13 protein-coding genes are annotated in these 14,853 nt (G+C 36.1%); 11 read left to right on the forward strand and 2 right to left on the reverse strand.

The features are described 5' to 3' along the window. The first annotated feature begins 71 nt into the window (after window positions 1–71). The 3 genes from LIV57_RS03615 to LIV57_RS03625 all read left to right on the forward strand — a co-directional run bounded on the left by LIV57_RS03615 (window position 72) and on the right by LIV57_RS03625 (window position 5,277). Window positions 72–719, forward strand: a complete 648-nt coding sequence (locus LIV57_RS03615; protein WP_227941446.1) for a DUF1349 domain-containing protein — start codon at window positions 72–74, stop codon at window positions 717–719. Between the two features lie 950 nt (window positions 720–1,669). Beyond that, complete coding sequence (locus tag LIV57_RS03620; RefSeq protein WP_227941447.1) at window positions 1,670–4,660, forward strand: ATP-binding protein; 2,991 nt, start codon at window positions 1,670–1,672, stop codon at window positions 4,658–4,660. A gap of 5 nt (window positions 4,661–4,665) precedes the next feature. Next, complete coding sequence (locus tag LIV57_RS03625) at window positions 4,666–5,277, forward strand: response regulator (RefSeq protein WP_227941448.1); 612 nt, start codon at window positions 4,666–4,668, stop codon at window positions 5,275–5,277. A gap of 132 nt (window positions 5,278–5,409) precedes the next feature. On the opposite strand, the gene LIV57_RS03630 is transcribed toward LIV57_RS03625, so the two are convergent. Beyond that, complete coding sequence (locus tag LIV57_RS03630) at window positions 5,410–6,255, reverse strand: hypothetical protein (RefSeq protein WP_227941449.1); 846 nt, start codon at window positions 6,253–6,255, stop codon at window positions 5,410–5,412. Between the two features lie 271 nt (window positions 6,256–6,526). Between LIV57_RS03630 and LIV57_RS03635 the strand changes: the two genes are divergently transcribed. From LIV57_RS03635 to LIV57_RS03660, 6 genes are all read left to right on the forward strand, one after another. Beyond that, entirely contained in the window at window positions 6,527–7,483 is a 957-nt protein-coding gene (locus tag LIV57_RS03635; protein WP_227941450.1) for a helix-turn-helix domain-containing protein, read from the forward strand. A gap of 114 nt (window positions 7,484–7,597) precedes the next feature. Continuing rightward, window positions 7,598–8,800, forward strand: coding sequence for an MFS transporter (locus LIV57_RS03640; RefSeq protein ID WP_227941451.1), 1,203 nt, complete (start codon window positions 7,598–7,600; stop codon window positions 8,798–8,800). 198 nt (window positions 8,801–8,998) lie between these two features. Then, window positions 8,999–9,412 (forward strand): hypothetical protein, encoded by a 414-nt coding sequence (locus tag LIV57_RS03645; RefSeq protein ID WP_227941452.1) that lies wholly within the window; start codon window positions 8,999–9,001, stop codon window positions 9,410–9,412. 131 nt (window positions 9,413–9,543) lie between these two features. Beyond that, complete coding sequence (locus tag LIV57_RS03650) at window positions 9,544–10,143, forward strand: Crp/Fnr family transcriptional regulator (protein WP_227941777.1); 600 nt, start codon at window positions 9,544–9,546, stop codon at window positions 10,141–10,143. A gap of 65 nt (window positions 10,144–10,208) precedes the next feature. Then, a complete protein-coding gene (locus tag LIV57_RS03655; protein WP_227941453.1) occupies window positions 10,209–10,829 on the forward strand; it encodes a hypothetical protein in 621 nt (206 codons plus the stop codon). A 14-nt stretch (window positions 10,830–10,843) separates the two neighbouring features. Further along, the gene (locus tag LIV57_RS03660; RefSeq protein WP_227941454.1) at window positions 10,844–11,245 is read left to right on the forward strand and encodes a DoxX family protein; all 402 of its coding nucleotides are present in this window, start codon (window positions 10,844–10,846) and stop codon (window positions 11,243–11,245) included. Between the two features lie 79 nt (window positions 11,246–11,324). Here the strand turns inward: LIV57_RS03660 and LIV57_RS03665 are convergent, their stop codons facing one another. Next, on the reverse strand, window positions 11,325–11,960 hold the full coding sequence (locus LIV57_RS03665; protein ID WP_227941455.1) for a DUF1062 domain-containing protein: 636 nt from the start codon (window positions 11,958–11,960) through the stop codon (window positions 11,325–11,327). Window positions 11,961–12,456: 496 nt separating this feature from the next. On the opposite strand from LIV57_RS03665, the gene LIV57_RS03670 reads away from it, so the two are divergent. Together LIV57_RS03670 and LIV57_RS03675 are read left to right on the forward strand one after the other, a co-directional pair. Further along, window positions 12,457–13,872, forward strand: coding sequence for an aldehyde dehydrogenase family protein (locus LIV57_RS03670; RefSeq protein WP_227941456.1), 1,416 nt, complete (start codon window positions 12,457–12,459; stop codon window positions 13,870–13,872). Window positions 13,873–13,987: 115 nt separating this feature from the next. After that, window positions 13,988–14,785: a helix-turn-helix domain-containing protein gene (locus tag LIV57_RS03675; RefSeq protein WP_227941457.1), complete on the forward strand. Its 798-nt coding sequence runs from the start codon at window positions 13,988–13,990 to the stop codon at window positions 14,783–14,785. Window positions 14,786–14,853 lie beyond the last annotated feature (68 nt).

The raw sequence follows: 14,853 nt of genomic DNA on the forward strand, positions 1-14,853 counted from the left end.
TTGACGCAAATAAGGTTTAATAATACTTTTGCTAAAATAATAATTTACGCTTATAACTTATCCCAAAGAGAATGAAGAAAATGATTTTCGGCTTTTGCGCCTTATTCCTGATTCAAAAGTTTTCCGCCCAGAGCCTGGAAAAAATGACCTGGTTTAACGAACCTGAAAAATGGGAAATCAAAAACAACAGTCTTTCCATGTTCGTAACCCCACAAAGTGATTACTGGAGGGTTTCACATTATGGATTCACGGTGGATGATGCTCCTTTCTATTATGCTACCTATGGTGGTGAATTTGAAGCAAAAGTAAAAATAACAGGCAGTTATAAAGCAAGATTTGATCAGATGGGCCTTATGCTGAGAACAGATCAGGAACATTATATCAAAGCCGGAGTAGAATTTGTAGACGGCAAATACAATCTCAGCACTGTGGTAACCCACAACAAAAGTGACTGGAGTGTCATTACATTGGAAAAAACACCTCCTGCCCTATGGATAAAAGCAGTGAGAAGGCTGGATGCTGTGGAGATATTTTATTCTTTTGATGATAAAAATTATATCATGATGCGGAATGCTCCTCTTCAGGACAACACTCCTGTAATGGTTGGCTTAATGGCAGCCTGTCCTGACGGAGAAGGATTCAATGCTGTTTTTGAAAACTTTAAAGTAAAACATCTGCCAGACCAGCGCAGGCTGAAGTGGCTTGAAACTCATCAATAACGATTGAATTACACTTCAATATACAGTCAATTTTATTTACCTCCCATCATTTCCGGGAGGTTTTTTGTTTAGAAAAGGTTATCTGCGAAAAAATAACAAAATAATTACCATAAAAAAGCCGATACTTTCTATGTTTTATCTTCAATATTGGAAATTCAATAGGTCCGGGCTATAATCCAGAGCGTAGACGAAGGAAGCCCGGTCTAAAATAAGACGTTTTTCATTTGGCTTCAGCCGAAACTTAAATAACAGAAGACTACATCTATCATTTATTTAACTCTGTGTATTCTGATTGCTGGTAATAAAAAGAGACTGTTTACTTTAAGTACAGCCTCTTTTGTTTTCTTGAGATAAAAACCGTTTGTGTTCTTAGAATCATTATTTTGGCAATAAATCTTCTTTAATAGTTATGAGAATATTTTGCAAAAATATGAATATCCATAGGCAACGGCAAAGTTATCATGTAGAATAAACCTGTATTTTTTGTCAAACTATTACTACAAAAAAAACAAAAAACAAAATATTCAGCCATTAATTAAAAAAATATTAAAAATTTCCAAAAGCAAGATTATTTACCATTTATAAAATTCTAAAAATAAACACAAATCCAGCATAATACTGAGATCTATGGGCGAGAATTTAAAATAAATCTTACATTAATTTATCACTTATTATTGAAATACGATAATGTTTATAAAAAACCGGAATGACGTATTGTCTGCAAAACATGATAAAACTTAGAGAAAACAAAATATGTAATACTAATTTATCGCCATAATTTCACTATTTTTACACGATCAAAAAATATAAAACACAAAAGACCAGAAAACTTCAATGATAAAAATTTATTCTCAATCGTTCCTGCCCTTTAAAAAAACTTTGACTTGTACAAATACCATTATTAACCATCTATTGCATTAGCAGCAGATATAGATAAGTTTTGCACATATATGAGAGTTTGGGCATTTATTTTTGCTTGCATCTATCTAAACATTTCCGGGCAGCACTATACCTCTATGTGGTACAACATAGACAATGGGCTTCCACAAAGCAGTGCAAAGGCCATTGTCAAAGACAAATATGGCTTTATCTGGATTTCTACCGAAAACGGGCTGGTAAGATATGACGGCAGTTCTTTTATTACCTTCAGTAATTTCAGGGTAAATAATCTGCATTTTGGTGAATTTATAGGAGATCCCTGTCTTGACAGTATAACGGTTCTTAATAATTTGCAGGAAAATAAAATCATTATTAAAAACAGGTTCCCAAAAATTGCAAGACTCACTGCCCGTGATAAAATGACCTATTGCAATGGTACCGATATCCTGTACCGTATTGCCAATAATATTATTACATCAGATTTCTATAATGATGTTCAGTATTTTATTCAGCTTAAAAATTCTGTTTATCATTTTACCGAAAAGAATGCCATCATTTATAAGGAAGGAAAAAAGGAAATAAAAATTACACTGCCTTTTACCAATAAAGACCTGAATTACATTTTTGTACTGAATAACCATCTTTTCATCAATGATCTGAAAAAAAGAAAAACCTACTCTATCTACAAGGGACATCTTTCTGTTTCTGATCAACCAACACTTTTCAACCACCCTGATACGAAAATATACTGGCAGCAGATTACCAATCAGACTTTTATTATCAACCACGACAATATTTACCTTTTAGAAGGCAACGAAAAGGATCTCCGTTTAAAATTTCTTGTCAATTTTGAAGAAATCGGAAATCATTCCTACTGTTCGATGTTCTATGATAAAGCGTTCAACAAATTGTACCTGGGAACGCTTAATAACGGACTGAATGTTCTTCAGCTTTCCAATTTCTATGTATCGAGAAAAGAAGCTGACTTTTCCAGCAATGTATATTTCGCATCTCTTCCTTTCAGCCAAAGTACAATCATTGCTGAGGACGGAACAGAATTCGGAAGAAACGGAATTGTAAACAGCCACCTTTTCGGAAACAATGACAATTATCTGATGATGTATGACAATTCCGGAAATATTCTGATCAAAAAGAGAAATCATATCGTAAGGTTTTATAAAAATTCAGGCTATAAAAGGAAGGATTCCACTTTTGTTAAAAAGGGGCTTGAAACATTTATGAAAAGCGGAACTCTTTACGGCACTACTTTCACAGATCTTTCAGGCACTCAGTTTCATTTATACAAAAAGGATATATTCAGCCAGCCGGATTACACCTATACTTTTAAGAGTTTTGTCAATATTTTTCATCAATACAATGAGAATGAAATTCTGACCGGAAACAGCGACGGTCTTTATTCCATAGCACTGCGAAGCAATACCATAACACCTTTGATCAAAAATATCCATGTCAAAAGCATTATCAGGACAAAAGATAATCTGATATGGATTACGACGGAGAAAAGCGGCTTTTATCTTTTCAGGAATCATAAGCTTATCAAGATGCCGAATGACATCAACGATTATCTTCAGTCAGCTCATTATATTCTTGAAGATAAAAAGGGATATTACTGGATTTCTTCAAACAACGGGATTTTTAAAGTTTCCAAAAAACAATTGCTGCGCTATGCAGACCATAAAAACACTCCGGTTTTCTATTATCGTTTCACCAAAAAAGATGGTTTTCTGACCAATGAATTTAATGGAAGTTCAGAACCTAACGCCTATGCTCTTGAGAATGGGGATTTTGTATTCCCTTCAATGGATGGTTTTGTGTTTTTCAATCCGGAAAATATTCAGACGTATTATCCGGGAAGAAATAACATTTATATAGAAAGGGTAAAAATCGGTAATTCTGAGCCTCAGTATTTCCATCAGATCCTTGATTTGAAAAATGATTACAAAACAGCGGATGTCTTTATTGATATTCCTTATTTTTCCAATCCTGAAAATCTTTATATTGAAGCTAAAATATCCGGAAAAGAAAATACCGGATGGGAAAAGATTGCAACAGGGAAAGAATTAAAATACACTATCAGCAATCTTTCTCCGGGAGATTACACCCTGAGGGTAAGGGTATTGATATCTGCTGACGGGAAATATGAAGAAAAAACAGTACGTTTCAAAATCCAGCCTCTTTTTTATCAGACATTACTGTTCAGAGTGTCCGCCTCCATCATTATCCTTATTATCATCATCGTTATCGTTCAGTTAACCACGAATTTTCTTAGGATAAAAAATAAAGCTTTAAAACAGATTGTCCATAATAAAAACTCTGAACTGAAGGAAACCTCTCTTCACCTGGAAGTCGTAAAAAATAACCTTCAGAAAGAAACGGAATACCAGAAAAAACTGGTGGAAACTATCAGCCACGACATTACCACTCCTATCAGATTTATAGCCATGCTTTCCCAGAAACTTCATGAGTCTGATGATGTGGAACTTCAGAAAAAGTACTTTGACAGTATCTATAAATCATCAGAGCAGCTTTACCAGTTTACGCTGAATCTGAAAGAGTATACCGAACTTTATAAGGCAGAAAATATTTTTGAAGAAAAGGAATATCCCATCAACAGAATCCTGGAGACCAAGAACAAGCTGTTCTGTGAAATTGCTAAAGAAAAAGGAACTACGATTACCAATCTTACTGAGGGTGTCATCTATTCCAGGGTAAATGAAAGTATTTTAACAGCCATCATTCATAACCTCCTTGATAATGCTGTGAAGAATACCTCCCAGGGAAATATCACCCTTATGATTACCGAAAATCCACAAAAATCCACAATAATAATTAGTGACACAGGAACAGGAATGTCTGAAGAACAGATTGCTGTTTATATGAACCTGTTCAGAAATCCTAAACTGGAAACTCCCAGTTTTAAAGGAAAAGGGCTTGGCCTGCATATGGTTATCCATCTGGTAAAAAAGATCAACGCAGAAATGAATTTCAGGCAAAACCATCCTCAGGGAACTGTTGTGGAAGTAACACTCAAAAAAAACTAATCTTTATGAATGAAAAAATTTTAATTGCTGATGATCATTATGTAGTAAGGGCAGGAACCTGTCTGGTTCTTGAAACTGCTTATCCGGGTCTGAATATAGATTTTGCTGAAAATTATGACCAGGTGAAAGAAAAGCTGGGAGATCAACGGTATGATCTTCTTATTTTAGATATTGATATGCCGGGAACCCAGTATAAAAAGATGATTCCGGAGCTTAAAGATATTCAGAATGACCTAAAGATTCTCATTTTCTCAGGATATGACAAGGATGTTGCGATCCAGTATATCAGAGAAGGAGCTGAAGGCTATCTGAATAAACAAAGCAGTGAAGAGGAAATTAAGAATGCCGTAAAAACGGTCATTGAAAAGGGATATTTCTACCCTGCGGAGCTGATTGGCCTGATTATTCAGAACAAAAGGAACAATCCTGTCGAAAAGTTATCATCAAGGGAATACGAAATTTTTAAACTTCTGGCGGACGGCAACGGTAATCTGGAAATTGCCAACAGGCTCAATATTCAGATGTCTACGGTAAGTACTTATAAAAAAAGAATCTTTCAAAAGCTTAATGTCGGAAATATTGCAGAGCTGATTAAAGTCTATGAAATGATGCATTAAGAAACGGGGCCGGAATTTAAAGTATTCCTGCCCCGAAAAAACACAAATCTCATGAGATTTTAATAGCTAACCCACTGATATTGTATGCGTTATTTTTTTATCATTGTATTTTTAGAATCATCTGTCGGCGTATTAATACAGTCTCTGTACAGAGAGAAATAACTCCCTTGTATTATCAGAAGTATTGGAATCTGTGGTTGTAGCATCGCTGCTTCCTGTTGTAGATTTATTATCTACACGGAATGCATAATACACTCTGTACCATCTAGGCTCTGGTTCCTGTACTGTAATATCAAATGTTACCGTCTCATTATGGGTCTGGGTAAGATAAACACCATCATCAAATTGTCTGTAAGCTCCCGGTGATAATTTAATATTTCCATTATCAGAATCACCGGTATGGGTAGACATTTCCGAAACCCAGATTTTCACATCTGAAGTTCCTACATTGTAAAGTCTTGGATTAAAAGTAGTAGCCGCTCCCGTACCTGCTGAACTGCTGTTAAACTGGGCATCAAGTCTCAGGAAACCTCCCAAAACCGGAAGATCGGTAAGATAAGTACTGGCCAATGTACTGGCTCCTGAAGTACCTGCAGGAATGCTCCCGTGATAATAGATTAAATCTCCAATGGGAATATCATTATCCTGTCCTCCAAAAGCAAATTTCCAGGTAGTTCCGTTGAACATATAATAGCCGGCTTTATCTACTTTTGCAGTTTTTACAGAAGGAACAGTTACCGCCTGGGTTACATAGACCAAAGCTCCGGTCTGAGCTGCCAGATAAACATTATCTTTGGCTCTTAACTGGTCTCCTGTCATTCGGGGAGCCATCACTCCATCAGCCGCAGTAGCCACATCGGGCTTTCCTTCTACATGCAATGTTACTTTTGGGGAATCTGTATTGATCCCAACCTGGGAAAATGTCGCTATTGAAAAACACATCATAATGCTGGCAAGAGGTAATTTTATTTTTTTCATTTTAGTATATTTGTTTAAAAATTATTTGATTTATTTAAAAATTGAATAAATCGTTTAGGGTTAATTGAAAGATCATCAATCAGCCTTTGTTGAGCTAGCTGATGCAAAGTTATCCGCGCTGATAAATCAAATCCATCAATAATCAATGAAAAACAGGAAACAGCTCACAAAACACAAATCACTAATAACCAGAAAGTTAAACCAGTCATTTTCTGAAATCTGACTGTTAAGAGAAAATATTGGAATGATTTAAAATTACCTTCTGCCACAAATGACCACCGAAAAAGACATAAAAATTGAACAGTACAAAAGACAACTGGTGTATTATTATAATATTCTGATGTCTGTTATTCTTGCCCTATTTGGTTTAATATTTACTTTTATTATTCCCGATCAAATAATGGCCTGGTATCTTTTCGGAGGACTTTTTTTAATGGTGTATACGTACCTGATTGTGCGCAAAACTTACTCGGTGAATGTCATGGTGCATTCTTATATTATCATTGCCACTCTGTATAATTTTTACATCATGCTTGCCTTCTGGAACAATTCTATAGCGAGTTTTGTCTGGCTTATTCCGATTCCGCTGGCAGCCTATGTTTTCTTTCAAAGAAAGTATGTTTTTATTTACAGCATATATGTTTTGCTGAATATTATAGCGGGATACCTTATTTCTAAGTCTTTCAGCTTTAAATTCCCGATACACCAACCAGAAGATGTGAGAATTACCGATACCATCCTTATGATTTCCAATGTAGCAGTCATTGCACTCCTGCTCTATTTTAAGGATAAAATAAAACGGGTTGAAATTTACCATGAAATTGAGGAGAAAGCCCAGAGTACAGCAATACAGCCGGCTCCTACAGCAGACAAAGCTCCTTTTGCGGATGAACTGTTTGACAAAATTGAATCTGTGATGAGAGAAAAACAGCTGTATAAAGATGTTAACTTCAATATTTCAAAGCTTTCCACAGAAATGGAAATCAACAGTAGTTATATCTCAAAATCAATTCGTGCAAAAGGATATCCCAACTTCAATAATTACCTGAATATTCACAGGATTGAATGTGTAAAAAAACTGCTTAATGAAAATGACCTTGAAAAGGTAACTCTCATGTATATCTATACTGAGGCCGGATTCTCTAACCAGTCTACCTTCAACAGGGTTTTCAAGCAGATGGAAAATATTACTCCTTCCGAGTATATCAGCAGCCTTCAGTTTCATTGATTTGTATCACCAATCCATATTATTGAGATAATCATTTTTAAGTTCGGAAAATAATCAGGAAATTTACAAGACAAATTTTCTGTAGAACCACTGCATTGTAATTGCAAAAAAATCATGAATTCATCTGAAAAAGCCATTCAGGGAAGCTTACGTTTCCGATATATAAAACTTTGTATTTTTTTTTCAGGACTTTCGGTTTTTGCACAGCTTTATCTTTTCCAGCCGATGCTGCCTATGGCTGCGGAACAGTTTGGGGTTTCCGTAGGTGATACTTCCCTGCTGGTATCTTCCTCCACGATAGGTATGGCATTGGGTTTATTATTTTTTGCCTTTAAAGCTGACAGTTATTCCAGAAAAAGCCTCATGGTTTTTTCTTTGATTTCATCTGCAAGCCTTACTGTTATTTCTACCTGGATCCCGAATTTAACACTCCTGATTGCCGTTGGAGTATTGAAAGGTTTTGTTGTTTCCGGGGTTTCTGCAGTTGCCCTGGCCTATCTTACAGAAGAAGTGGATGCTCTGGCAGTACCAGCAGCCATCAGTATGTATCTCAGCGGTAATACCATTGGAGGAATGAGCGGAAGAATAATGGCTACTTTGTTTGCGGGGGAATTCGGATGGCGTAATGCCGTTCTTCTGATTGGCATAGAAAGTTTCATCCTCGGCGCCGTATTCTGGAAACTGTTTCCGGAATCAAAGTTCTTCAATCCACAGAAAACAGATTATCATCTTAAGGTAAAACAGATGAAATTTTTCCTTACCAACCCTTATATGCTTCGGTTATATTGTACTGCCGCACTGCTGATGGGAGTTTTCGTGAGTGTTTATAATTACCTAACATTCAGACTGGAAGCAAAACCTTTTTCGTTAAGCCATTTTATTATAGCCTTTATCTTTCTGATGTATATTTTTGGAGTCTTCGGAACGATGATCGTAGGCCGTCTTTCCAGAAGGTTTCCAATGAATAGCATTCTGAAAGCTTCTATCTTGTGCATGCTTACCGGAGCTGCCCTTCTGTTATCTGAAAATATTTATATCCTTATTTTCGGGCTCGGGCTTTTCACCCTTTCATTCTTCGCTGCTCATACTATGGCCAGCCAGATGACTGCATTGTATGCAAGGCGGGGAAAATCTTCAGCCACTTCTATTTACTGGCTTTTTTATTATTTTGGTTCAAGTATTCTGGGAAGTGGTACCGGCTATCTGCTTCATGCTTATTCCTGGAATGTTTTCATAGCAGTTCTTATGATAAGTGTTATAACCGCTCTTCTTCTTACCACTTTTAATACCAATCCAAAAGCGGGAATAAAAAACTAATACCACATAGATACCACATGCTTTATTTCATGATTATGTGATAATTTGCGCATAAGTGTACTATTTTAACGTATTATTAATTTTTTATAGCAAAAATTTAACCTACCCTTTTTGTAAAACGGGGCTTAACAATGCGATGTCGGGCATACTATTTGCTATTTTACTTGTTACCATATCACCATTTAAAATCAAAATATTATGAACGTAGCAGATCTAAAAATCAAGAACTTGGTTGAGTATAAAAATCAGATTTATACCATTACAGAGATCTTTCAAAATGTCGAACAGGCTTATTTTGTTAAAATTGAAAATGATATTCAAAGTATTTCGGTCCCGGCAGCATCCATTAAACCGATTAAAATAACGGAGGAATGGCTTGAAAAGCTCGGCTTTTCACGAACGGACAGTTCAGATCAGAGTATACGGTATGAAAGACCGGAACCTTTTATAAAATATGATATAGACCTGAGTTCCAGAAAAATAATGGAAGGACTTAAAATATATGGGAATGCTATAAAATGTAAGTATATCCATGAGTTTCAGAATATTTTCTCAAGTCTATTCGGAAAAGAAACAGCTTTGCATTATGGTTATTTGAAAACAGAATCGTAGTTAAATAGTTCTTAGTTGTAGAAGACCACAATTTACACAATAAATTGTGGTCTTCTTATGTATAATTGTTTCATCTTAATCCCGTAATTTAATATTTACGTAAATTTGTGTCTATAGTACAAAATCTAATGATGGATACAGATACAATAGTTTTACAACTTATAGAACACTTTCGAGAAATCGTTTTTTTAGAAGATAAAGATATTGACTGCATTACTTCCAAATTAGAGATTATACAACTTAAAAAGAAAAATTATCTGCTTCGCGAAGGACAGGTTTCCAGACATATGCGTTTCATTGCACAGGGCAGCCTCTATGCGTACCATATTGATGAAAAAGGAAAAGAAAATACTACCCAGCTAGGCATTGAAAACTGGTGGGTAAATGATCTTTACAGCTATCTTAGCGAACTGCCGTCAAGAATGTTTATTCAGGCTAATGAAGATACCACCATCATACAGATCAGTAAAAATAATCTGGAATCATTGTACAAAGAAGTTCCGGCTGTCTCAGAGTTCTGGCGTCTGAAGATGCAGAGTGCCTATGTTATGTTACAGGAAAGAACCTTTGAACATTCCCGTGTTGATGCTTATACCAAATACCGCACATTTATCACTACTTACCGTAATATCGAACAGCGTTTTCCTCAATACATGATCGCTTCCTACCTTGGAATCACCGTAGAATATCTGAGCTATCTGAGAAAAAAACACCTGTCTGACGTTTCTTAAGATTTCTTAAGTTTATTCCCCTCCAGCCCGAATAATTTTGCTCACAGAAATTTAATGAGTGAAATATGAAGGCAAAAATTATCGCTGTAACAGTTCTTGCATCAGCTTTTCTAAATCTGAATGCACAGAAACTTTCCTATATCCCGGATCTTGTTTTAGGGCATCGCTCCTATACTTATATGCACAATATCAATTATCAGCTGAATGAACGGCTGAAACTGAACAATCTTACCCTATTTGATACAGAATACACCAAAGATAAAGAAAACATATTCTTCATCAGAAATACCCTCTCGTATAATCTTACCAAAAGATTGAGTGCCAATGCGGCATTTGGAATGAAAAATCCCGGTGCATTTTTCAGTATTTATCTGCAATATAAAATCATTCAGTCCTCCTATTCACTTTCCTACTCTATAGGAACTACGTATCAGAAAGGGTTTTCTCTGGAACAGTCTGTATCATTTGAATACACCCCTTATCTGACAGAAAATGTAAAGGGATATTTCAGTGTGCTCGCTATTGGAAACCTCGATGACAGCGGATACCCCAGAGGGTTACAGTTTGTCAGATTAGGAGTAAAACAGAATAAAATGATGTACGGGCTGGCTTCCAATTTCGACCAGTTTAATAACGGAAAAAAGACCCTGGAAAATATCGGGGCATTTGTAAAATATAACTTTTAAAATAATTATAAGAAATGAAAAAGAACATTGATTCAGGATTACTTATCACCAGAATAGCAATTGCATTTCCAATGTCGGTTTATGGAATCAGTAAAGTGATCCATGGAGTTGGTTTTATTGAAGATATGATGAGCATGCATAGCTTACCGTCATTCTTTGCGTATGGCGTGTTTGCAGGAGAAATTATTGCACCTCTCATGCTGATTATAGGATTTCGGGCTCGTCTGGCAGGCCTGATCTTTGCTGCCAATTGCTTCACGGCTACGATTCTTGCACAAACAGCCAATATTTTCAAACTTAATGAATTCGGAGGCTGGGCTTTGGAACTGCTTGTCATCTATATGCTTGTAAGCTTAAGCTTTTTCTTTACCGGCGCAGGAAAATATGCAGTTTCAACCCAAAATAAATGGGATTAATCCAAATGAAATACATAAAGTGAACTCAATAAAAAGCCTCCCGATCAACAACCGGAAGGCTTTTATAATGATTGATCATTTACTGTGTTGAGAAAAAATTCTCTTTTCCGATAAGATAAATATTGATCAGCTCCTGCCTGTTGATATCAACAATATCTCCATTCTTGAACTTATATTTCTTTTGAAGAGGCTTCTCATTAAAGTAAACCTTACCTGAAGCAAGCAAGAGGTTCAGTTTAGATGATGAAAGCCCTAAACATGTCCGGATTACTGTTGAGACTCTCATATTAAAATCAAAAGAAGACTGTATTTGAAAAGAAATGAGCTCATCTTCCCTATTCATAAGATCTTCTACAGGAAGATTTGAGTATAGAATTTCATATTCCACACTTTCCCAGTCGGCTTCCACATTATTTTTTCTTCTTATTTCCTGTGAGAAAGCGTATTGCCAGGCAGTTTCGGCATGGTTTTCTGAGAATTTACGGAATATTTCTTTACTGATTGATTCTGTTCTGATTCTTGAAAATACGGTCATATTATAGGTATTGCTGCATTTTACACACCGGTAAATCAGCCATATATCAATATTCTTTTTCTGGGCATTCAGTCTGAATTTATCACTGCATTGAAATCTGTCGCTGTTACATTGATTGCATTTCTTTTTGAGTAAGGGAGTATTTTTCGCTTTTACCTCCCAGATATATTGGGTATTCATTACTTATAATCGTGCTTAATATTCTTTTTGGATTTTTTCCATATTATTCACGCATTACAGAAAGGTATACCTCTGTAGTATAATTCAAAGATCAGGTAAGCTATAGTTTCTCTATGTAGTAAAGTTTTGATCAATAGCATTGGTCAAAGCCGGAATAGCAGAGATAAAGTCACCTTTAACAGTGAATACGATAAATAATATGATGAAATAAAAACCTGTTCGGGCAGAATTACCCAAACGAAAGAACGATCAGCCTGTGGTTACTGAGACTGATACTAAGCGAAAATAAGTTTAAGAGTTGTTCTCAAAACGTTTTTATTTACTTGGTTATGATAAAAGTAGTCAATTTTATTGGAGAACGGAACTTTTTACGGATAAATTCAAAAATAAAATGAACAAGCTTTAGAATGGACCATACAACAAAGAAAAATTGAACTTTACAACAAACCTCTCTTTTTCCTTTCTGCCGAACTTAGTGGTATTAAAATCATCAAAAATGAATCAGATTAATAAAATTTACATCAACGGCGAATTTGTTACGCCAAGAGGAACAGAAACTTTTGATCTTATCAATCCCGTTACCAACCAAAAAACCGGAGAAGTGGTTTTGGGAAATGAAGAAGATACCAGAATGGCCATTGCAGCAGCAAAGAAAGCTTTTACAACTTTTTCAAAAACAACAAAAGAAGAAAGAATCCATTTTCTCAGAAAACTGCATGAAGCTGTAAGCAAAAGAGAAGATGAGTTGGTTGCTGTTATGGTGAATGAATATGGAGGAACTTTACAGTTCAGCAAAATGAGTGTCCAAAATGCAATCTCTGCCTTTACAGCTACGATCAATACTTTAGAATCTTATGATTTCGAAAGAACGGTGGGACATTCCAAAGTACGTTTTGAATCTTTAGGTGTAGTTGGAATCATCACCCCATGGAATGCCAGCAACAGCTTTATCTGTAATAAACTTGCTACAGCCATTGCTGCCGGATGTACAGCCGTCATCAAACCCAGTGAAATGAGTGCAGTACAAACCCAACTGCTTACTGAATGTTTCCACGAAGCCGGCCTTCCGGAAGGAATTTTCAATATTGTTAACGGATTAGGAAATGTAGTTGGAAATGAAATTACACATCATCCAGATATCGCAAAAATCTCTTTCACCGGATCTACACTTACAGGAAAAGCAATTGCCAAAGGAGCTGTAGACACCATGAAAAGGGTAACCCTGGAACTTGGAGGAAAGTCTCCTAATATTATTCTTGAAGATGCCGATTTTGAAAAAGCAATTCCTATGGCTGTTTTCGGGGCTTATATGAATAATGGTCAGGCCTGCATCGCCCCTACCCGATTATTGGTTCCGCAAAACAGACTGGAGGAGGTAAATGAACTTGCTAAAAAAGCAGCCGGTCAGGTAAAAGTAGGAAATCCTGCTGAAGAAGATACTCTTGTAGGGCCTATGGTGAGTACAAAACAATTTGAAAGAGTACAAAGTTATATCCGTCTGGGACAGGAAGAAGGAGCCGTTCTGCTTGCAGGTGGTGAAGGAAAACCGGAAGGTCTTGAAAGCGGTAATTTTGTAAAAGCGACCATCTTTACCAATGTCCGTAATGATATGCGTATTGCGCAAGAGGAAATTTTCGGACCTGTATTGTCTATTATTCCTTATGCTGATGAGGAAGAAGCAATTGCCATTGCCAATGACACCACTTATGGTCTTGCTGCTTATATCAGTTCTGATAATCATGAACATGCGGAACGTGTAGCTGCACAGATTGATGCCGGAAGAATCTGCATTAATGGGTTTGCCCACGATCCTTATGCACCTTTCGGAGGTTTCAAACAAAGCGGTATCGGGCGTGAATATGGTGTATTCGGACTGGAAGCTTACCTGGAACCCAAAACGATTCTGGCCTAGTAGGATCTTCTTCACAGCAAAATATTCTCAGGATTACTTTGCTGTGGAGATTCTATGATCCTGAAAAGTTTTGTAAGTTTGAATAAGAATTGATCAAGAAACAACTTTCTGAGCTATGAGCGAAAATAATATTCCTTTTCCCATCAATTATTCCTGTCATTTTTCAGAATTCAGGGAAGGAGAACAATTTGCACGAATTCACAGCCTCGGCCTGGTACTTTCCGGGGAAATGGAACTTAATGACGGCATCACAAAAACGATATTTAAAGAAGGAGAACTCTATTCTGCCAGAAAAAACCATTTATTAAAATTTGCAAAATATCCACCCAAAAACGGGGAAATCAGAACCATATCCATCTATTTTGACGATGCCATGCTTCATGATTTCAGCCGAGAATATGGATATCAGGCAGAAAAAAAGGACAATGTCCAGGCCTATATAAAACCGGAGCAAAAGGCATTACATTCTTTTATGTACTCATTATTAGCGTATGAAGATCTTCCTGCTTCTGAAGAAATACTGAGACTTAAACAAAAAGAAGCTCTCCTCTTACTGTTGAATTACGATCCCGGTCTTAAGGATATTTTGTTTGATTTTTCCGAGCCTTATAAAATAGATATTGAAGCTTTTATGAATAAAAACTTTCACTTCAATGTCAATGTAGAACGTTTTGCTTATTTAACGGGGAGAAGTCTGTCTGCATTTAAAAGGGATTTTCAAAAGATATTCGGAATTCCGCCAAGACAATGGCTTCAGCTTCGAAGATTAAAGGAAGCCCATTTTCTGCTAAGCCAAAAAGGAAAGTCCGTTTCTGATATTTATTTAGATCTTGGATTTGAAAATTTATCCCATTTCTCATTTGCCTTTAAAAAACAATTCGGCTATCCGCCAAGTGCTTTACAGGCAAAATAACTTAGATTTTGAACCATTAAGATCCTATCAGAACGATTTTCAACTACTTTATTCTTCAAAAATTTTAA

It is taken from the genome of Chryseobacterium sp. X308 (assembly GCF_020733145.1).
In the GTDB taxonomy this organism is placed as follows: domain Bacteria; phylum Bacteroidota; class Bacteroidia; order Flavobacteriales; family Weeksellaceae; genus Chryseobacterium; species Chryseobacterium cupriresistens.

Bases quoted from the DNA above. Each gene is read 5' to 3' on its own strand.
- LIV57_RS03670 (WP_227941456.1), top strand. From the start codon at position 12,457: ATGAATCAGATTAATAAAATTTACATCAACGGCGAATTTGTTACGCCA.
- LIV57_RS03615 (WP_227941446.1), top strand. From the start codon at position 72: ATGAAGAAAATGATTTTCGGCTTTTGCGCCTTATTCCTGATTCAAAAG.
- LIV57_RS03625 (WP_227941448.1), top strand. From the start codon at position 4,666: ATGAATGAAAAAATTTTAATTGCTGATGATCATTATGTAGTAAGGGCA.
- LIV57_RS03645 (WP_227941452.1), top strand. From the start codon at position 8,999: ATGAACGTAGCAGATCTAAAAATCAAGAACTTGGTTGAGTATAAAAAT.
- LIV57_RS03665 (WP_227941455.1), bottom strand. From the start codon at position 11,960: ATGAATACCCAATATATCTGGGAGGTAAAAGCGAAAAATACTCCCTTA.
- LIV57_RS03620 (WP_227941447.1), top strand. From the start codon at position 1,670: ATGAGAGTTTGGGCATTTATTTTTGCTTGCATCTATCTAAACATTTCC.
- LIV57_RS03655 (WP_227941453.1), top strand. From the start codon at position 10,209: ATGAAGGCAAAAATTATCGCTGTAACAGTTCTTGCATCAGCTTTTCTA.
- LIV57_RS03650 (WP_227941777.1), top strand. From the start codon at position 9,544: ATGGATACAGATACAATAGTTTTACAACTTATAGAACACTTTCGAGAA.
- LIV57_RS03630 (WP_227941449.1), bottom strand. From the start codon at position 6,255: ATGAAAAAAATAAAATTACCTCTTGCCAGCATTATGATGTGTTTTTCA.
- LIV57_RS03635 (WP_227941450.1), top strand. From the start codon at position 6,527: ATGACCACCGAAAAAGACATAAAAATTGAACAGTACAAAAGACAACTG.
- LIV57_RS03640 (WP_227941451.1), top strand. From the start codon at position 7,598: ATGAATTCATCTGAAAAAGCCATTCAGGGAAGCTTACGTTTCCGATAT.
- LIV57_RS03675 (WP_227941457.1), top strand. From the start codon at position 13,988: ATGAGCGAAAATAATATTCCTTTTCCCATCAATTATTCCTGTCATTTT.
- LIV57_RS03660 (WP_227941454.1), top strand. From the start codon at position 10,844: ATGAAAAAGAACATTGATTCAGGATTACTTATCACCAGAATAGCAATT.